The organism is Dysgonomonas sp. Shenzhen-Wh21 (assembly GCF_043392705.1).
Lineage (GTDB): Bacteria > Bacteroidota > Bacteroidia > Bacteroidales > Dysgonomonadaceae > Dysgonomonas.
On record NZ_JAIXHZ010000157.1, the window covers coordinates 85,132 to 107,073 of the forward strand.

Consider the following 21,942-nt stretch of genomic DNA (forward strand, 5'->3'; position numbering starts at 1 on the left):
CTGCTTATTTCGTTTTATCATAATCTGCTCTTGTCTCCAAGGTAAGTGATTCTGTATCACAATCCCATATACTCACATAATTGTCGGAAAGTACGATATGTGTGTCCCATCCGGCATATTGTGCATAAAGCATCAACGTACAAATATCAGTAGGCGTAATAAAGTCACCTGTTTCAGGAGCATGAGAGTGAACAGAGACTACGGCATCTTTTCCTCCGTCAAAGTCGATAGGAATTAGATTTCTGTGAATTTCTTTTTTCTCTTTCACATTGTTTTGTTCGTCAAACGTTAGCAGATAATCGTTTCCGAAGAGCATTACTCCGGTAACCTTTGGAGCGGTTAATACATATACTCTCTTTTCTCCGTTGCGGATATAGGGGATAAGATTGAAGCTTGTATTGCTATATGTCTTGAATAGGACGCTGTCTTCCTGTATTTCGGCTAAAGCTTTTTGCCGTATAGTAAACAGCAGCTTTTCATCTTCCCTGAAGTCTCGTTCCTTGAAGTCTATAGTTGCTGTTTCTACTAATTTAATATCTCCGAACGAAACGACTCCGATTACTTTTGGGTTTGCGCTTCTTGAAAAGAACAAACACTTTGCAGTTCCATTATCAATATAGGAGAAATATCCACCGATCCGCTCTTTCTCTTTGAAGCTTTTTGTAAAAATATCTGTCCCATGCCATGCTGTTATTTCGAGCCGGTAAAGGTATTTTCCTTCTTCTGTAATTTGCTCGGCTATCTTTTTTAGGTCTATATTCTGACTAAAAACATTAGCTGATAAAAGCAGAAGTATAATTGTGATAAGTTTCTTCATTAATTATTTTCTATAATATTCTTTACTAATTCTTCGTCTGCAATATAGGGTATTGTGATATGATAACCATCATTGTGAGTCTCATTAAAAGACTCGCAAGTTTCGATTGCATGTTCGTTTCGTGCCCACGAACGGCGTGCTACTCCACCCATCACGTCCCACAACATAGATGAACGTATAATTTCGTCAATTCGTTCACTACCATCGCAAACTAATCCAAATCCTCCGTTAATGGCTTTGCTAATGCCAACGCCTCCACCATTGTGAAGCGCAACGAGGCTCATTCCCCTTGCTGCATTTCCGGCAAAACATTGTACAGCCATGTCTGCCATTACATTGCTGCCATCTTTTATATTTGCTGTTTCCCGAAATGGAGAATCTGTACCGCTTACATCATGATGATCGCGTCCTAACATTATCGGGCCGACTTCTCCATCTCTAACCAGTTTATTGAAACGCAAAGCAATATTCATTCTTCCTAGAGCATCTTGATATAAGATACGTGCCTGTGTACCAACTACCAGTTGATTTTTTTCAGCTTCGCGAATCCATTCGTAATTGTCTTTATCTTGTCCTCTTCGTGTAGGATCGATACATTCCATTGCTGCATGGTCTGTTTTGATGAGGTCTTCGTGCTTTCCGCTGAGGCAAACCCAACGGAAAGGTCCATATCCATAATCGAACAATTCGGGTCCCATGATGTCTTCCACATACGAAGGCCAGATAAAGCCATCTTTTTCGTCGATGCCATTTTTAGATATTTCTTTTATACCCGAGTCGTATATTGCTTTCATGAAAGAATTACCATAATCGAAGAAATATATACCTTTAGCAACTAGTTTGCGGATAACTTCAAAATGACGTTTAAGAGAATCGTTTACTCGCTTGTGAAATGTTTGCCTATCTTCTTTTAATAATCTTGTCCTCTCTTCAAATGATATCCCAACAGGGCAATAGCCGCCTTCGTATACTGCATGACAGGAGGTCTGATCTGAAAGTAGGTCTATGTGAATTTGATTTTTTTCTGCATACTCCAGCAAATCAATAATATTGCCATGATAAGCTATGGAACAAGGCTTTTTATTTTTTTGAGCTTGTTTAGCCATATCAAAAGCTTCTTTTGCTTCGGATATTATATGATGTACCCATCCTTGTCTGAAACGTGTTTCGATACGAGAGAGATCTACTTCAGCTACAATAGAAACAGCACCCGCTATATCAGCAGCCTTGGGTTGTGCTCCACTCATGCCTCCCAACCCTGATGAAACAAACAGATAGCCTCCCAGGTTCTTATCTTGAGGAATGCCTAATTTTTTGCGTCCGGCATTTAGTAATGTATTGAATGTGCCATGTACTATACCTTGTGGTCCTATGTACATCCATCCTCCGGCTGTCATTTGCCCATAGTTGGCAACACCCATCTGTGCGGCAATTTCCCAATCAGCCTGATTGTCGAACATGCCCACCATCATGGAATTTGTGATAATGACTCGCGGAGCATCAGGCTTCGATTTGAATAGACCAAGAGGATGTCCGGACTCAATAACTAAGGTCTGATCCCTTGTAAGTACTTCAAGATACTTTTTAATCAATTGATATTGCATCCAGTTTTGACAAACTTGCCCTGTTTCGCCATACGTAACCAACTCGTACGGATATAATGCGATATCGAAGCAAAGGTTGTTATCTATCATTACTTGAAAGGCTTTTCCTTCAATACAGTTTCCTTTATATTGGTCGATAGACTTCGGGAAGATGTCTCCCTGTGGACGGAAACGGTATCCATAGATGCGTCCCCGGGTTTTGAGCTCTTTGAGAAACTCAGGAGCTAAGGTTTCATGTAATTCGACGGGAATATATCGCAAAGCATTTTTAAGTGCTGTTATTGTCTTAGCAGCACTGAGCCTAAAGCCCCTATCGGGTGCACGGCGTATCCCTTCAACAAAAGACGGATATTCGGGTAATCTATTATCAAGTCTGATGTCCATGATGTTTGATTCTTGGTTACATCTCTCGAAGATAAGATTTATATTTTTATCCTAAAATATATTGAGTATATTTCTCAATATGTTTTACGACAAAATATCAATGTTTGTAAGTTAAACAGTGAAAATCGAATAGGTCTGAATATTCTCAGCGTCTTTTGGTCTACCTGTTGTTGTCAAAATGTCAGACGTATTGCTTCAAGCTTTGCAGGAAGTCTGATAAATTCACATCTCTATCCAGATCCATTTTCTTTCGTAATCTGTATCTGTTTACTTCTACACCCCGTATCGATATGTTGAGCAGTGGCGCTATTTCCTTCGAGGAAAGGTTCATATTGAGGTATGCACACAATATTTTATCATTGCGTGTCAGATTAGGGAACCGTTCGTCAAGCAGTTTGAAGAAATCCTGATGTATCAGGTCAAAGTTTGATTGGAATATTTCGAAGTCAGTGTCATGCTCAATATTGGTATTGATCTGACTGATTAGGCTCATGACTTTTTGTTTGATTGTACTTATTTGTTTTTCTTCATCAATGGCTTTGGATATATTTAATGCGTTTCGTTTCACATTTTCGAGCATTTCATTTTTACGGATCACATTCAGCATATAACCATTTAGCTCTTGCGTTTTATATTTCAATTCATTTTTCAGATTCTCGTTTTGTAGCTCATATATTGCTTCATCTTTCAGCTTTGTTTCTTCTTCATAGCGTCTGGTTTGAGCAATTAGCTCCTCGCCCTTCTGATGTATAATTTTCTTTTGTTTACTGATTGTTTTTTTATAGATGATAAGTATTAAAATCACTATAGCTAATGAATAGAGCAAATAAGCTAGTACCGACCTGTACCAAGGGGGGTGGACTGTAAAACTAAATGACGTAATGCTCGAAGAATCGGGGTTGCCATCAATAAATGCTTTTACCTCGAAAACATATTTACCCTCGTGGAGACCGGTGTATTCTTTAACAGTATTGGTCGAGGGGATACTCCAATCGTCATCTATTCCTTTCAGCCTGAAGCTATATAATATATCTGAGGAATGATCGTAGAAGGTTGCTGCAAAATTTATTTTTATAGAATTTAATGAGTATGGCAATGAAAGTCTTTTTTCGCTGCTGCCATAGCTTAAGATACTGTCGTTTTTACTACAAGTTATTTCTCGGATGTAAGTATTTATAGTTGAGAATTTACCATTTTTTCTTGACATGTCTATTCTTGCAAAGGCATTATCGACGGCTACAATTGCAGTTTCGGGATCGATCATGTTTATATTTTCATAGCTGTCTATCAGTTCGTTCGAAAGCCCCCAGTTATGTATATATTCTTGGTATTTACCTTCGCTATATGCTAAAACTTTTAGATTGCGATCGGCAACAAACCAAATATTTTTGTATTTATCTAGATAGAGAAATTCATAATACTTTGGTCCTTCCAGCATCAACTCGAGTTGAGTATAATGATCGAACGAGTCGGTTATCCGGCTATATTGGAGTATTCCGTTGCGGGTACATATAACCAGGTTGTTCTCTATCTTCCTGATAATAATATTGGAATCGAAAGCATTATTGTTTAGCGTATAGGTCTTGTATCGGATTATTTTTTCAAAATTTTTATCGAAGGTTAGTCGGCGCATGGTACCATTCGCATTTGCTACCCAAAAATTATAGGGCTCGTCATCTTCTATAAATCCTCGGAATGAGTCTCTAAATTCAGGGATTTTATGTGAAAACATCCAACGTCCATTTTCCCTCTTCAGAATACAGAATCCCGAATAGGTAGCAACCATAAGCTTATTCTTGTCTTCGCTTAGGGCATGAGTTTCCCAAGCTCCTAGAAGGTCTATTTTGTACGTCTCTGTGGGGGTTATTACCATTATACCATTATCCCCCGAACTAAAGAGCGTATTATCTATTATGTTGGTAGACCAGATTTGCCCTTCCGAGCCTTTTATTAATTGATACCGATTATCTTTATCCAGCTTATAAAGAGCCTGGTTAGTCCCAAAATATAGTTCATTATTGTACATCGCGCTACTGTATCCTGTGCCGATCGGTGATACTGTTGCAAATAATGGACTAATTGGAGAATTGAGGCTTATATAGCTTATTCCTTTATCAAGTCCGAGCCATAAGTTTTGATTACTATCAAAAAAACACCCTAAAACTGTATTATTCTTTAAGCCACTATTAATATTAAACTCTTCTTTGTAGAACGGATCTTTTAGGTCGAATATGATGACGCCGTTTTGGACTGATCCAATAGCGATTTTTGATCCTGATATGGCTGTGCTAAATAATTGATTCTTCTGTATGAAGCTATCAGCTATGGAGTTAACTTGTTGTATGTTGCTTTTATTTAACAGATATAAACCTTTCTTCGCCGATGTTACTAATATATCTTTATTGTATGATAATAGGCTTACAATTTTATGCCCACTCAATGGTTCGGATGCTTCCAGAAATGTTAGTTTGTTATTCGAGTTTAGATAAAAGATTCCATTCGGTGTTGCCAGATACAATGTTCCTTCATGTAAAAGAGAACAGTCTATTTTTGTATCGGAATCTATCATGCTGACATTTCCTACCTTCTTGTGGTATATATGGATATAACGTTCACTTATAAAGTAGATCACATCTCCCCCATCCTCTATATTCCAAACTTCTCCTCCCCAATTTTTTGATTTGTCTGATAGGGAGCGGTATGTTAGCTGACCGATTGCATTTGGTTTAAAAAGACCAAATTCGGAACTCCCGCCAATATATATATTGTTATCAATAATTTTAATAATTCGTATCACATTATTTCTTATTGGATATGATGTCCAGTTTACTCCATCGAACTCTAACAAGCCATTTGAGTTTGCCGAATATATCCATCCTTTGTCAGATTGTGTTATCATCCAGTTCTGAAATCCGGCTTTGTATTGGCTTCGTTCATAATTCGTGATTTTACGTTGCCAGATAGACGTGGAATGTGCAGGAACAACTAGTGATATTCCAATTATTACTGAAAATATAAAACATAGTATGTGTTTATTCATCTTCCCAACGATGTGTTTATCATATGATCCATCGAGTTGCGCTACTACTGGATAAATCCTCTTATATATTTGAATTTAATTTTTATTGTTATATTTTTTTATAAAATATGGTTAACTATCGAAATTTCAAATGGGCAGTTGATATCATATGAAGTTAATGTTTTGTTCTGGATCTCTACATTTATATTCCTATTGGTATCAAATATACAAATATAATTATAAAAAATGGGTGTAAAGTTTGTTTTTGTTTTAATAGTTTGATATACAGATGATATATCTTCTGTTTGTAGTAGTGAAAGTGCTATGTATTTAGCTTAAATCGATTAGGAAAAATAACCAATATAATTTTGATACTACTACTATTTTAGATTTTTAAAATTGGGCAAGGAGTTATTCTTTATATTATTTTCGGACGACTTAGATATACTTTTTTGATCTATGTGGAAATTATACAAATCTTATTAAATTTTATATATATCTTATATATAGATAATTAAATTTTATGTGTAGTATTGATGTAGTGTTTAATTTAGTTCTTTTTTGAGTTTTTGTTGTAGTGAAAATATGTAAAAACAAAAACATCAACCCTATTTTTGTGTTAACGAATAAAAACAAGAGTTACCTATTTCTCTTACATGTTAACTTAATCCTAAATCTGATCATGGTAGAATAATTTAAGAATATCTATGTGGTAAAAGGAGAGAAGAAGATTGTCCTTTATACCGTTTTCGAATTAATCTAATTACCTTATTTATAAATACCAATTCCCAGAATACATATTTTTATATGTAAAACTTTATAGAGACCTAGCAAATATGAAGAATGTTTTCTCCTGAATCGTTTTCAAATAATTTAAAATTTTCATAATCAAATGATACAGAATCGTAAATATTTAAACCTTTTGGTCTTCAAGGGAAAAGAAGCCGCCCTGTTACTGAAAGAATAAAGAGTTTATGGTTCTTTTATATTTAACTTATTGTAACTAAACCAAAAACCTTATAGACATGGCTAACGAAAATCTAGTATGAAAAACATTAACCGATTGCATAAGAGTGAGAAAAACAAACAAACTTATTTCATTATATCATAAGATAAATACAATTTACCTCATTTTACTAGAGAACTTATTTACCGATAGCATAAGTCTATATACAAGACTCTAGAAAAATACGAATCATCTCACTTCAGTCAAAGAATTTATAAACAAAACAGAATTTAGTAGCATTAATCAGCAAATTGAATTCAGCAAAATTAATTAAGCATGAGAAAAATTTTGTTATTATTATTAACATTATCCTGTTACATTCAATTGTTTTCACAAGAGATTACAGGAGTAGTTTCTGACAATACAGGAGAACCGATCATCGGAGCCACTGTTGCCCTTAAGGGTAAAGCGGTTGGGTCATTGACCGATATTGACGGAAAATATTCAATCAAAGTTGACAATAGCAACGATGTACTTGTATTTTCCTATGTAGGGTATATCCGTCAGGAAATAAAAGTAGGAAATCAGAAACAAATAAATGTTGTTCTGATAGAATCAGCAAAAGAACTTGATGAAGTTGTTGTTGTTGGATATGGTGTACAGAAAAAAGCTCTGTTAACGGGAGCTAATACGAATATAAAAGGAGATAAGATAACAGAAGTCAAGCCGACTACAGCTATGGAAGCTCTCCAAGGTGTAGCACCGGGACTTAGCATTACACGTAATAGTGGAGCACCTGGATCGGGAACAAAAGTTACGATTCGTGGTATGGGTACCATTGGTAATTCCGATCCTCTTTACATCGTAGATGGTGTAGCCGTAGGGGGGATAGATTATCTTAGCCCGTCTGATATTCAGTCTATTGATGTATTGAAGGATGGAGCTTCTACAGCTATTTATGGTTCGCGTGCGGCGAATGGTGTAATTCTAGTAACTACAAAAAGAGGGGAGAAGAACTCTTCTCCAACAATAACCTATGATGGGTATTTCGGCGTCCAAAATATTTATAAAAAATTACCCGCTCTGAATGCTCAGGAATATATGTATATTATTGATGAAGCGCGTTCTAATGAAGGGCTTCCTCTTTTCGATTGGAAGAATAAGATGATAAATGATAATACATATTTGGACAATACTAATGTTTTTGCCGGAAATGTAGGTAAGCAGTATGGCCAGTATATTTGGGACAGACTCCAATCGGGATGGAAAGGGACAGACTGGGTGGATGAAATCACTCAAAAAGATGCACCTGTTCAGAGCCATACAATCAATATTACCGGATCGGGTACAGATGTTGTTTATGCTCTTGGATTTTCATATTATGACCAGAAAAGTATTGTTGGAGGAAATGTGACGGATGCCGGCTATAGGCGTATTACCGGAAGGATGAATACCGAATTTACTTTATTGAAAAGAGGTACTAAACCAATGTTGACAGTAGGTGAAAATGTAACTTACACAAATACTATAAACAGATCTGTAGCCAATGGTAATATCTATTGGAACGACTTGCATGACGCTTTAGTTTCTACACCATTAATACCGGCATATTGGACAGAGAATGAGAATATATTGCCAAAGACTTGGGGTTATGGACCTGCTCTTGAGGGTATTTCTGCTAATCTTATAAATCCTTTAGCAAGAATGTATTTCCGTCACCAATACAATGCAGGAAGTGGTAACACAATTGTAGGAAACGTTTTCGCAGTATTTGAGCCAATGGATGGATTAAAGTTCAGGTCTTCATTTGGTGTTAATTCATGGTTTGGTAAAAGCAGGTCGTACGCTCCAATTTATATGCTAGGTAAATTTCAAGAGAATACAACGGATGGTATTGACCAAGGTATGAATATGGGAGCAGCAACAACATGGACCAACACTATATCTTATGAAACAAAAATAAATGATCATAAAATCAGTGGATTATTAGGTACAGAATGGGTCAAAAATATGACCAATACAGAACTTAATGGTCATAAGTCTAATTCAAAATATCCGGGCTCATTCGATCATGCATATTTAAATAATGCGGAAGTTCCGACGACTGTTTCTCAAATATCAACAACAGGTGCAGACTGGTGGGCTCAAGGAGGTGGACTATTCTCTTACATTGGCCGTTTAAGCTACAATTTCAAAGAACGATACATGGTTGACTTTACATTCCGTGCTGATGGTTCTTCCAATTTTGCTCGCGGTAATCGCTGGGGATACTTCCCGTCTGTTTCGGCAGGATGGAATTTTACGGAAGAAGAATTTATGCAATCAACTTCATCATGGTTGAATTACGGTAAATTAAGAGCTAGCTGGGGACAGAATGGTAATGAAAGTATACCAAACTTTGTTTATTCTTCGAATATCAGATATGTAGATAATGGTTATTATTTTGGTTCAAACAAAGAGGTGCCATCTGCAGGAGCACTTCCTGCAAATGTTCCTAATCCTGATATTAAGTGGGAAACCTCAGAACAGGTTAATGTCGGTTTAGATACTAGATTCTTGGCCTCTAGGCTTGGATTAACTTTCGACTACTATGTTAAAACTACTAAGGACTGGCTCGTTCAACCTCCGATTTTAGGTACAAATGGAGCAGATGCTCCATTTGTAAATGGTGGTGATGTCCGTAACTCTGGATATGAGATTGCTTTAAACTGGAACGACTCTTACAATGACTTCAAATATGGAGTTACTCTAAGTGGAGCTCATAATAAAAATGAAGTTATTCGTATAGCTAATGCAGAAGGAATTATTACCGGGCCTGTTGATGTTCTTTCACAAGGGACTTCGTATATCTCGCGTATAGAAGTTGGTCATCCGATGGGATTTTTCTATGGCTATAAAACTACAGGGATCTTCCAAAACCAACAAGAAGTAGATGCGTATGTAACTTCAAAAGGAGTACCAATTAAGATAGGTGGAGATGAAGAAAGTGTTGCTCGTAAGCCGGGAGACGTTCGTTTTGTTGATCAGAATGATGATGGAATAATTGACGAAAAAGATAAGGTGATGTTGGGGAAGTATCAGCCTGATTTTGAATTAGGTATACAATTGAATGCAGAATATAAAGGTTTTTATGTAAACTCTACATTAGTAGGAAAATTTGGTATGCAGGTAATGCAGTCTTATCGTTCGTTTGCTGATAGTCCATGGCAAAACTATACAACTCAAATTTTTGACCGTTGGCATGGTGAAGGAACTTCTAACAGGATACCACGATTGACTTATACTACCAGTGCAAATAATATGTTAATATCAGATATATATATGCATGATGCGGACTATTTGAGAGTAAGTAATCTAACCCTTGGATATCATTTCGACAAACTGTTGAAGAAAACCAATTTTATTAAGAGGGCTTCCGTATATGTTTCTATTAACAACTTATACACCTTTACTAAATATGATGGTATGGATCCTGAAAGAGGTTGGTCTGGAAATGATGCAAAAGATAATGGTATATATTATAATTATGGATGGGCTGGAGGCGTAGATTTAGGATTATTCCCTCTTCCTCGTACAGTAATGTTTGGTGTTAATATAACTTTATAATTATTGAATATGAAAAAAATAGTATATATAATATATGCTTTATTGCCTTTTTTTATTAGCTGCGAAGATCAGCTAGATACAAAAAATCTCTATCAAAAAGACTTGGACAGTTTTTACAGTTCACCTAAAGATATAGATGAGGCAATGAACGGAGTTTACAGTGCACTTTATGTTGATGGTGTTTTCAGTGAAGAGCATTGTGCTGCAAACTTATTAGATGACTGTATGTTGGGTGGAGGAGGCCCTGACGACGTAAATGCTAAGAATGTTGATGATTTCAAAGATCCGGTTGAAGATACCTACAAATCACTTTGGGTAGAAACATACAATGGAGTCTATAGAGCGAATGCCATTATTGAAGCAGTTCAATCCAAAGATTTCTCTTCTTATTTTAAGACTAAAGAAGAGACAGACGAATTTTTAAACAATACTTTAGGCGAAGCTTATTTCATGAGAGGGTTCTTGATGTACAGAGCTGCCAGATTCTTTGGAGGAATGCCTCTAATTCCTACAACAAAAGCTGACCGTAAAGTACCTCGTGCATCTTTTCAAGAGACATTCTCGTTTATTGCAGAAGATTTTCTTAAAGCTATAGAGCATTTGCCTCGGATTAAAGGCACTGATCTTCCGTTGGAAGACTACGGACATGCTAATCTTTGGGTAGCAAAAGCTTATCTGGCACGCACATATCTTTTTTATACAGGTTACATGACTAATATAGAAGGTACTGCAACCAACGACATCCCTCTTGCCGAAGGAAGTCTGACAAAAGATAAAGTGGTAAAAGAACTTGAAGATGTAAGAGATAATAGTGGCTATGAATTAACTCCTGATTTTAGAAACTTATGGCCGTATGCTTATGTAAATGAAAATGCAAAGAATTTTGATCCAAAATTTGATTCCCAAAACCCTCCATTACCTTGGGCTGATAAACTTGGACTGAAATGGGTTGGACAAGATGGACCAAAATCAACAATAGGTACAGGGAACAAAGAGGTAATGTTTGCTTTGCGTTATGGTTTGGCAAATTGGAGTATTGGTCAAAAATACAACAACCGTATTCCTTTATTCTTCGGTATTCGCGGAAACTCTATGGTGCCATTCGGTGAAGGATGGGGATGGGGAACCATTCATACTGCTTTCTATAATTCATGGGCAGACGGAGACTTACGCAAAGAGGCTTCTGTAATAAACCTGTCTAAGAAAAGCTCGGATGATGGAGCAGCAAATTGGCAGAGCAGTAAAGGAGATCAAGAAACAGGTCTTGTAAACAGAAAATATACTACTCTCCAGCATAATGGAAAGCGAGGTAAAGATGAAGAAAGTATCAAAGGGATGTTCTACTATTTATACAATATGGTGAATGGAGATCCAATGCAGTTGTGGGCAGCACAGGACTTCTATTATCTAAGATTTTCAGACATTTATTTAATGCACTCTGAGCTTACTGAAACAGCTGATGGTATAAACAAGGTACGTGCTCGCGTGAGTTTACCTCCTGTTGCTTATTCTCTAGATGCACTTAAAAATGAACGTAAATATGAGTTCGCATTCGAAGGGCTTCGCTGGTTCGACCTCGTTCGTTGGGGAGATGTAGCGAAAGCAGACAAAAATTATTACGGTACAGAGATTGATGTGAATAACTCGGGAAGTACAGGGAAATATAAAGTAACTTACCGTACTGAAACTAAAGGCCTTGTTACTATACCTGAATCTGAAGTACGTCTGTCAAACGGAGTTTATACACAAAATCCGGGATGGTGATTTTTAATACAATAAAAAAGAGAAAAATATGAATATAAATATTTTTAAAGGAATAAAATCAGCTTCTATACTTTTTTTGTTGATTTTCATATATGCTTGTTCTCCTATTGAAGATAGGGACGAATTAAGTAATAGTTTCTCTGCGGACAATATTGTTCTGGAGGCAACTCAATCTACTCCCGGAGGCAACAAAGTTTCTATAAAAATGGCAACCAAGGGAGTTACCGGATATTGGGATTACATACTTAATCAAAAGTATACAGATGAGATTAAGGATATTATATTCCCATTTACTGGAGAACATACCCTATCTTATTATGTAACTACGCCTTATATATCGTCAGGTATTGATAATCCGGAGTATATCAAAAAGACCATAAATATTAAGATCACACAGCTTGATACTCCTCTTCCTGAAGCCTATTATGCTTTGGTTGGAGAAGATCTGAGCGGTAAATCATGGGTTTTTGACGGAACTTTGGGAGATAATAAAGTGTGGTGGGCAATGACAAATCCTGAAAATTCAGGAGATATCTGGTGGAATGCAGGGGGCATAAATCAAGCTACTCCTGAGGGGTATACAGGACATATGACATTTGATGTTACTGGAGGGTTGAATTTTACGACTTATTTATCACCAAGCGACGTAAGCCCGAAGAAAGGTTCGTATACTTTCAATGCCGATTTTACGAAACTTTATATCAAAGGAGAAACTAATATTTTGGGATCAGATCATACTAACTCACGTAATAATAAAGAGTTCCAAATCCTCGAGCTAACTAGTACCAGATTGGTATTATGGGTACCACATGCTTTGGGAGGAACTGGCTGGATATGGGCATTTAAACCACAAGAGAAGAAGTAAGTCTCAGACTTTTAAGATAAGAATGGAATGAGAATAAGTTGATAGAAGCCTGTTTTCGGGTATAGCTTGAAAGCAGGCTTCTTATTCTTTATATATTCTAACTCTAAGATCCTCCTATTTTTTTAGAAAAAGCGAATAATAATGATAAGATATTATATTACACTACTAGCAATAATACCCATATTTCTTTTTGCTTGTGGAGATTCAGAGAAAGATCCCGCACCAGTTACTGTGTTTGATATAACATTTGAGCCGACTCAATTGACTTTTACAAGCGATGTTGGAGAGAAAGAAATAATAATAAAATCAAACAGGTACTATACAATTTCGTCGAACCAATCGTGGTGTACAATCACACCTACGGTAGGCTATGCCGATGAAACTACAACTATAAAAGTAAATGTAACGACCAATAACACGACATTAGAACGTACAGCTACCTTAACCTTTAGTAGAGGTGCTGACAAAAAAGAATACATCATCAAGCAAGAGGCAGGAAAAGAGGTCAACTATGTTCCTTCGGGATACACCCTTGTTTGGCAAGATGAATTTAATGACCCAAGAACAAATGAAGGAAAAGCAGTATTACCCAATTCAACCGAATGGTTTTATGAAACGGCTGCTCCGGGTTGGGTAAACAATGAGTTGCAAACTTATATTGCAGGTCATAGAGGAACAGATACCTGTGCCATGATATACGATGGTTCACTGAAAATAATTGCTAAAAAGATTGGAAAAGAGATATTATCTGCTCGTGTGAATACAAATAAAAGCTGGCAGTACGGCTATTTTGAAGCACGGCTGAAGCTTCCCGGAGGAAAAGGCACTTGGCCTGCTTTCTGGATGATGCCAAAAAATTTCACGGCTTGGCCCGATGATGGCGAAATTGATATTATGGAATATGTAGGTTATCAAAAAGATGTGACGCACTCTGCGATTCATACTAAATCTTACAATCATAGTATAAATACTCAAAAAGAGGCAGAAAAAGCGGTTGCGGATCTTGAGACTGAGTTTCACGTATATGCCCTTGAATGGACGGCAGATAAAATAACGACATATATAGATGGTAAAGTTGTTTTTACTTTTGAAAATGATAAAAAAGGAAACAAAGATACCTGGCCGTTTAATGCTCCGTTTTACCTCAAGCTAAACCTTGCATGGGGAGGCAACTGGGGAGGAGCTCAGGGTGTTGACGAATCAGCTTTGCCGGCTACTTATGAGATTGATTATGTAAGAGTATATCAAAAAGAATAAAATATATGATAATTAGAAAATTAGGATTGTTAGGTATATCCGTATTGTTTGGTTTGTATTCAACATGTTTGGCTCAAGACGATGTGGAGAAGCGTATTGAAAACCTCATTTCAAAAATGACCCTTGAAGAAAAAATAGGGCAAATGAATCAGGTTAGCTTCTTCGCTGTAGACGATAAGGCTATCGCTCAATATAGCGAAGATGATATGAATACCTTCCTCGAAAGGATGGGCATTGCCGGTGGTCAGGGGCAGAAAAAGCCTTCGCAAATGACCAAGGCTGAAAAGGTTGCTCTCATCCGGCAAGCTTCGGCACAGATGTTAGATAATAGCATCATTCAGCCAGTTAAGGCGGGTGGTATAGGTTCTTTGCTGAATGTTACCGATCCGGAAATGGTTAACAAGCTTCAGAAAGAAGCGATGGAAAACAGCCGGCTGGGTATTCCTCTGATTATAGGACGTGACGTAATTCACGGATTTAAAACAATATTCCCTATTCCATTAGGACAAGCAGCTTCTTTCAGCCCACAAGTAGTGGAAGAAGGAGCGCGTATTGCTGCCGTAGAAGCTCGTTCTACAGGTGTCACATGGACATTTGCTCCGATGCTTGATATATCTCGTGATGCACGTTGGGGGCGTATAGCCGAAAGTTTGGGTGAAGACCCATATCTGGCGGGTATACTAGGTGCTGCTATGGTAAAGGGTTTTCAAGGAAATGGAAATCTCAATGATCCTAATTCTATTGCTGCATGTGTAAAGCATTTTGTGGGATATGGCGCAGCCGAAGGCGGACGTGACTATAACAGTACAAATATACCTCCCATTTTATTGCACAATGTATATCTGTCTCCATTCCAACAGGCAATTAAAGCAGGTGCTGCAACACTTATGACTTCATTCAACGATAATGATGGTATTCCTGCTTCGGGGAATAGTTATATACTGAAAAAGATTTTGCGTGACGAATGGAAATTTGATGGATTTGTGGTTTCCGACTGGGCTTCAATGACCGAGATGATCGCTCACGGATTTGCTAAGGATAGTAAACAAGTAGCTGAAATATCAGCCAATGCGGGTCTGGATATGGAAATGGTTAGTGGATCATATGTTCAGTATTTGCCGCAATTGGTAAAAGAAGGAAAAGTTTCGGTAGAAACAATAGATAATGCGGTACGTAATATACTTCGTATCAAATTCCGGATGGGACTATTCGAAAATCCTTATGTAGATACCAAGAAGGAATCTGTCTTATATGCTGATGCACATCTAAAAGCTGCAAGACAGGCTGCTATAGAGTCTGCTATTTTGTTGAAGAATGATAATAATACATTACCATTGTCACGAGGCAAAAAGGTGGCTATTATAGGGCCGATGGCAGATGCGCCACACGATCAGATGGGAACATGGGTTTTTGACGGCGATAAGAATTACACGGTAACTCCTATTGCTGCGCTCAAAGGAGAATATAAAGATGTTAATTATGTATACGAGCAAGGCTTAGCATATTCCCGTGATAAGAGTACTGCTAATTTTGAAAAGGCCAAACAAGCTGCAGCCTCGGCTGATGTGGCTGTAGTTTTCTTGGGAGAAGAAGCCATCCTTTCAGGAGAAGCTCACTCTTTATCCAATATCAATCTGATAGGATTACAATCAGACTTGCTGAAGGCGGTAAAAAGTGCAGGTAAACCTGTAGTATTAGTTATTATGGCAGGTCGTCCGCTAACAATAGAGCGGGATCTTCCGTATGCTGATGCGGTATTATTTAACTTCCATCCCGGAACGATGGGGGGGGTTGCTATTCTCGATCTATTATTCGGAAAAGCCAATCCAAGTGGAAAGCTTCCAGCTACGTTTGTACGTGAGGTGGGGCAGATACCGATGTATTACAACCATAATAATACGGGGCGTCCGGCTCCTGAGAAGGTGATGGCACTCGATGATATTGCACTCGAAGCAGGGCAGACCTCTCTTGGTAATACATCCTTTTACTTAGATTCGGGTAAAGATCCGCTATTTCCTTTCGGATATGGACTTTCTTATACGACATTCGAATATTCAAATATAACGCTCTCCGCTTCAACTGTTCCTATGAATGGTACACTGACGGTAAAAGCAACTCTTAAAAATACAGGAAGTGTAGATGGAACAGAAGTTGCTCAGCTCTATGTACAGGATGTTGTAGGCTCGGTTGTACGCCCTGTGAAAGAATTGAAAGGCTTTCAACGAGTAGCACTGAAAGCAGGAGAAGCAAAGACAATTGAATTTAAACTTACAACAGATGATTTAGCATTCTACGGTCGAGATTTAGTAAAGAAGGCTGAAAAAGGTGATTTTAATGTTTGGGTAGGCGGTCATAGCAACGCTACCCTAAAGGGTACTTTCTCTGTGACAGAATAAAGTACAACAAGAGGCTGTCTTATATAAGAATAGTTACTGATTTTTAAGACAGCCTCTTCTTATGTCAAAACGCAATTATAATATAAAAACTATGAGAAAATTATTTTACTTATTGCCCTTGCTTATAATCTTTCTATCCTGTCAATCGAAGAAGGAAGAGAAACAATCTTCCGATCGCTTTATCCGTGTAGAGGGACCTAATTTGATAAAGCCCGATGGTAAAAAATTTCTTATTCAAGGAATCAATTTGGGTAACTGGCTCAATCCCGAAGGATATATGTTTCTCTTTCAGGATGCAAGTTCGTATCGCCTGATCAATGAGGCTTTTTGTGAAATGGTTGGGCCTGATTTCACAAACTGGTTTTGGAATGAGTTTAAAAAGAATTATATAACAGAAGAAGATATAAAATATATCAAACAAACCGGAATGAATTCAGTGAGGATACCGTTTCATTATAAACTCTTTACGAATGAAGATTATATGGGACAGGCTTCCGATCATAACGGTTTTGGGATGATAGATCAGGTCGTAGAGTGGTGTCGCCAAGAGGGTTTGTATGTTATACTGGATATGCATGATGCTCCGGGGGGACAAACAGGTGATAATATTGATGATAGCTACGGATATCCTTGGCTGATGGAAAGTGAGCCGAGCAAAGAATTGTTTTGTGATATATGGAAAAAAGTAGCGGAGCATTATGCGAATGACACAATTGTACTGGGTTATGATCTTCTGAATGAGCCCATAGCGCATTATTTTCTCAAAGAGTATGCTCACTTGAATGATTCGTTAGAGCCGCTATACAAAAGATGTGTAGACACGATCCGCATGGTAGATAAGAATCATATTGTGTTGCTTGGCGGAGCACAGTGGAATGGAAACTTCAAGATGTTTAAAGACTCTAAATTTGATGATAAACTGATGTATACCTGCCATCGCTATTGGTGCGACACATTGCAGTCTAATATTCAGGATTTTGTACAGTTTAGAGATAGTGTGAATTTACCAATTTATATGGGCGAAACGGGCGAAAATACAGACCAGTGGATTGCCGGATGGACACGCCTGATGGAGCGCAACAATATAGGATGGCATTACTGGCCGTATAAGAAAATGGTTCCTAATAGCTGTATGGTAACGATACCTAAACCCGAAAATTGGGATTTGATAGTTGAGTATACCAAGCAAGACAGGGGAAATTTTGCAAAAATACGAGCAGCAAGATCAAATCAAGAGGTCGTGAAAAAAGCGATGACTGATTTACTGGAAAATATGAAATTTAAACATTGCAAGAAGAACGCAGGATACATTTCCGCATTGGGTATGAAGCCCTGATGTTGGGTCTGAAAATATAATCTCCTCGCTTAGTGATTAAGCATTTATTGTAAATAGAGATTGGGAAAGGGATTACATTATAGAAATATAGTAGTCCCTTTCATTTTTTACTCCTCGTCTTTTTGCTCTTTTTTATACTCCATCGACATGGCAATGGTACCATATAAAGTAAGTATAGCGGCAATAAGTATGGTGACTACCCATCCTGTAATATTTACAAACATCAGATAGGCTGATACACACATCAGCAATGCTGCAAACACCATTATATTGAAGAGTCGCTTTCCTCGGAAGCTCTTTCCCGGATAAGGCGTCGTAAAGGTAATGGCTGTATACCCCACAGCTCCGGCTATCAGTATATATTTGGCTATTTCGGGCTGGAAATAATAAATGATTGCAGCTAAAAGAATTAGTATAGCTGATATTTGAAACAGAATGTTTTTAAGCTTAGGGTTTTGCTTCATTACAAAATTAGATATGTTATTCTACCACAAAGACATCTTCATCGTCTTTTTTAAGCAGGTAGTTTTCGCGTGCAAATTTTTCGATCTGGTCTTTATCAGATTCCAGCAACTTCAATTTTTCCTTATCTTGTTCCGTTTTCTCACGGTAATAATCTATCTGGCTATTCAACTCCATTATTTTTGCATCATATCCAAAGCGGGCAAATATATTGCTATCGCTGATGAAGAATGCAAAAAATATGATTACCAATATAATAAGTAACTGTACTTTTGTATATCTGGTAATAAGATAGTTGAATATAGATTTGAAAATCTTCATAAAAACTAAAAACAATTAAGATAATCCGGATGTACTATACTCCGTCTACAAAGATATATATTTGTAGTTATAAATAAATGAAATAAGGTTAAAAGATATTCTTTATGGATATCGGCTTATCAATATAGCAGGATGGCAAAAGAAGATAATATAGTCAGAAAATACAGGAATTATCTATTGTTGGAGAAATCATTATCGCCCAACTCCATTGATGCATATATGACTGATTTGGCTAAACTATCGGGGTTTCTGCAAAATGAGAATCTGAAAGTAGAAGATGTTACGCTCGATAATCTGCAACAGTTTGTAGCCCAATTGTATGATATAGGGATAAATGCACGTTCTGTAGCAAGGATCATCTCAGGGATAAAGTCGTTTTATGATTTCTTAGTGTTGGATGGCTATATGCAAAACGACCCGACCGAATTACTCGATAGTCCGAAGATCGGATTGAAGTTACCAACCGTACTTGCTCTTGACGAAATAGAAAAATTAATGTCGGTGATCGATCTGTCAACGAAAGAAGGGCAACGCAATCGTGCAATCTTAGAAACCCTTTATAGTTGTGGCTTGCGTATCTCAGAACTTACTACACTCAAATTCTCCGATCTGTTTTTTGATGAAGGTTTTATCAAGGTACAAGGTAAGGGGAGTAAGCAGCGTCTTGTCCCTATATCGCACACGGCAATCAAGGAAATAGAAAAATATTTGATATACCGCAAGGAAATAAATGTAAAGAAAGGTTCGGAGGATGCCCTCTTTCTAAGTAACAGAGGCACTGCGATATCCCGTATTATGGTCTTTCATTTTATTAAAGAATACGCTATACAGGCTGGTATAAAGAAAACGATCAGTCCACATACCTTCCGCCATTCGTTTGCGACACACTTGCTTGAAGGTGGTGCAAATATCAGAGCTATTCAATTGATGCTCGGACATGAAAAGATCACCACTACCGAGATCTACACGCATATGGACAGGGAGTATCTGCGTCAGGAAATCATAGAACATCACCCACGTAATAGACGATAGTGACTTATATAAAACAGGCTGCCCTAAACGTAATTTCTACTTTTAGGACAGCCTGTTTTATTCTTTCTATTCTTTTAATCGTGCTGTGTAATTCCTTTCCAATTATCAGTTCTGAAAGGTGCGGCAGGCAATCCTTCTTGATTAAACAGATTCACATCCGGATTATTTGCCCAAGAATAGCGTACAGCCACAGGGTTAGCTATCTTCTCTGAGTAAACCACTACTTTATCTCCGTCGATATAAGCCTTCGCCCATTCAAACTTCTGATCTGCTCCTGCAATGGTAAAACCTTCAACGTATCCGTACTTGTTCTTTACGCATAGCCCTTTACCTGTGTTGTTGTACGAAATGACTGCTTTATTGCCTTCAATATTCATTTCTTTAAAGGTAGGGCCTGAATATACGATATCCTTCTTGCCATAATCTTTATTGAGTGCGATAAGAGCAAGGCGAAGGCCAACATCCTGTTTGTTGCGAGGGTGAATGTCATCTGCATCGCCTATATCTGTAATCACAGCTTCACCTGTTTGAGGAAGAGATAGTGTCATTGTTTGGGCTTCACGCAATTCTGCCCATTCGCTATTCACCGGCTTGTCGTCCTTTGCCGTATAACTAGCCAGCTGTACCCAGTAGAATGGGAATTCGTAGCCCCATTTTGTACGCCAGTTGTTTATCATTGTAGGGAATAGGGTACGATAGTTGTACGCCTGCGATGCATTATTTTCTCCCTGATACCAGATAGCTCCTTTGATGGCTAATCCGGTTATAGGGTTTATCATACCGTTGTATAGCAGCGAATAATACATATTAGGAGAAATATCGATAAACTGATACATTTTGTTGGTTACGGCTTCTTTGTATTGCCATTCTCCGGCCAAAGGGTATTGCTTCCCTTGCACTTGCAGATACATTTGTTCTGTTTTTCCATATATACCCCCACCGCCACCGTTATCGGTGATTTTTACAACAATGGTATTGTTTCCACTTTTCAGTACATTTTCCGGTATCTTGTAGCTCCTCTTAACCGCATAACCTTCTGTTTCTCCAATTTTTATACCGTTTATCCATACAATGTCATTATCGTCTATTACGCTTAAATCTATTGTCGCAGCTTTTCCTTCACTTTCTTTTGGTAGCGAAATGTTATATTTGAACCATACGATACCATCAATATTGCCAATTACATTTTCCCACATCTGTGGCAATTGCATCTTGTTCCACGCTGAGGTGTTGAATGAAGGTTCGTACCATTTTTCACTGATGCCCGGATCATTATTCAGTGCATTTAGGTATTTAGCTTTGTTTTCTTCATTGGTTTTGGCAAACTCATCAAAGTTGTCAACCTTAAAGTCTTTGTATCTTTCTCTGAATTTCTCGGGAAGGCTGTTAAAAGCATCGCTACTTGTCCATGTTTCTATATCTGTCCCTCCCCACGAGGAGTTGATAATGCCTACAGGGATGTTCAATTCTTTATTTAATTTGCGAGCAAAAAAGTATGCAACGGCAGAGAACTCCGATACGGTTTGAGGAGAACATACCTGCCATGTTCCGCCTAGATTGTCTTTGGGTTTCATGCTGATATCTTTCACTACGTTGAATGCACGTATCTGAGGATAATTGGCATCCTTTATTTCCTGCTCATAGTTATAGACTGATCCCCATCCGTGTACAGCCATTTCCATGTTCGATTGTCCCGAACATAGCCATACTTCACCGATAAGGATATCATTCAATGTGATGCTATTCTTTTTTCCTTTTACTTCCATTGTGTAAGGACCGCCATACGATACAGGATTGAGTGTTGCAACCCAAGCGCCATTCTTATCGGCCTTTACTTTTTTTATTTGATTCAGAAAGTGTACTTCAACAGCTTCATTCTTGTCAGCCCAACCCCATATTTTGATAGGTTTGTCACGCTGAAGAACCATGTTGTTGGAGAAGATGTTAGCTAGTTTTACTTCTGCGTGAAGTGCTGAAGCAAAGCACAAAAGGCAGAAAAAGGGTAAGAGTAATGTTCTTTTTGTCATGGTATTAAATCTTTTCTGTAAAAATAAACATTAAAAATTTATTTTTAAAGCAAATGAGAAACAAGTATTTTTCTCTTGCCTAATTAACGCTCACAGGGATTCCTTA

The 21,942-nt window shown here is 37.6% G+C and carries 13 protein-coding genes; 7 read left to right on the plus strand and 6 right to left on the minus strand.

Translation table 11 applies throughout. From position 1 onward, the window contains the following. Positions 1-4: 4 nt before the first annotated feature. From LDB17_RS11070 to LDB17_RS11080, 3 genes are all read right to left on the minus strand, one after another. Complete coding sequence (locus LDB17_RS11070) at positions 5-817, minus strand: hypothetical protein (RefSeq protein WP_252637102.1); 813 nt, start codon at positions 815-817, stop codon at positions 5-7. Continuing rightward, positions 817-2,805, minus strand: a complete 1,989-nt coding sequence (locus tag LDB17_RS11075) for a urocanate hydratase (RefSeq protein WP_006841512.1) — start codon at positions 2,803-2,805, stop codon at positions 817-819. The genes LDB17_RS11070 and LDB17_RS11075 overlap by 1 nt, the downstream gene beginning before the upstream one ends. Positions 2,806-2,986: 181 nt before the next feature. After that, positions 2,987-5,845 carry a triple tyrosine motif-containing protein gene (locus LDB17_RS11080; RefSeq protein ID WP_252637104.1) on the minus strand — a complete coding sequence of 953 codons (2,859 nt, stop codon included), beginning with the start codon at positions 5,843-5,845 and terminating at the stop codon, positions 2,987-2,989. 1,261 nt (positions 5,846-7,106) lie between these two features. Between LDB17_RS11080 and LDB17_RS11085 the strand changes: the two genes are divergently transcribed. The 6 genes from LDB17_RS11085 (at position 7,107) to LDB17_RS11110 (ending at position 17,994) form a co-directional block, all read left to right on the plus strand. Next, a complete protein-coding gene (locus tag LDB17_RS11085; RefSeq protein ID WP_252637106.1) occupies positions 7,107-10,376 on the plus strand; it encodes a TonB-dependent receptor in 3,270 nt (1,089 codons plus the stop codon). Positions 10,377-10,385: 9 nt separating this feature from the next. Continuing rightward, a complete protein-coding gene (locus LDB17_RS11090) occupies positions 10,386-12,140 on the plus strand; it encodes a RagB/SusD family nutrient uptake outer membrane protein (protein WP_006841508.1) in 1,755 nt (584 codons plus the stop codon). Between the two features lie 28 nt (positions 12,141-12,168). Beyond that, complete coding sequence (locus LDB17_RS11095) at positions 12,169-13,005, plus strand: hypothetical protein (RefSeq protein WP_252637108.1); 837 nt, start codon at positions 12,169-12,171, stop codon at positions 13,003-13,005. A gap of 141 nt (positions 13,006-13,146) precedes the next feature. Then, the gene (locus LDB17_RS11100) at positions 13,147-14,262 is read left to right on the plus strand and encodes a family 16 glycosylhydrolase (protein ID WP_252637110.1); all 1,116 of its coding nucleotides are present in this window, start codon (positions 13,147-13,149) and stop codon (positions 14,260-14,262) included. A gap of 5 nt (positions 14,263-14,267) precedes the next feature. Continuing rightward, positions 14,268-16,658 (plus strand): beta-glucosidase BglX, encoded by a 2,391-nt coding sequence (gene bglX, locus LDB17_RS11105; RefSeq protein WP_252637111.1) that lies wholly within the window; start codon positions 14,268-14,270, stop codon positions 16,656-16,658. A gap of 91 nt (positions 16,659-16,749) precedes the next feature. Beyond that, positions 16,750-17,994 (plus strand): glycoside hydrolase family 5 protein, encoded by a 1,245-nt coding sequence (locus LDB17_RS11110; RefSeq protein ID WP_252637112.1) that lies wholly within the window; start codon positions 16,750-16,752, stop codon positions 17,992-17,994. 107 nt (positions 17,995-18,101) lie between these two features. Here LDB17_RS11110 and LDB17_RS11115 read toward each other — a convergent pair whose 3' ends face one another. Next, entirely contained in the window at positions 18,102-18,458 is a 357-nt protein-coding gene (locus tag LDB17_RS11115) for a hypothetical protein (protein ID WP_006841503.1), read from the minus strand. Between the two features lie 16 nt (positions 18,459-18,474). Continuing rightward, positions 18,475-18,777 carry a septum formation initiator family protein gene (locus LDB17_RS11120; protein ID WP_006841502.1) on the minus strand — a complete coding sequence of 101 codons (303 nt, stop codon included), beginning with the start codon at positions 18,775-18,777 and terminating at the stop codon, positions 18,475-18,477. A gap of 132 nt (positions 18,778-18,909) precedes the next feature. On the opposite strand from LDB17_RS11120, the gene xerD reads away from it, so the two are divergent. After that, positions 18,910-19,809 (plus strand): site-specific tyrosine recombinase XerD, encoded by a 900-nt coding sequence (xerD, locus tag LDB17_RS11125; RefSeq protein ID WP_006841501.1) that lies wholly within the window; start codon positions 18,910-18,912, stop codon positions 19,807-19,809. Between the two features lie 74 nt (positions 19,810-19,883). Here xerD and LDB17_RS11130 read toward each other — a convergent pair whose 3' ends face one another. Further along, entirely contained in the window at positions 19,884-21,836 is a 1,953-nt protein-coding gene (locus LDB17_RS11130) for a sialate O-acetylesterase (protein WP_252637113.1), read from the minus strand. Between the last annotated feature and the right edge of the window lie 106 nt (positions 21,837-21,942).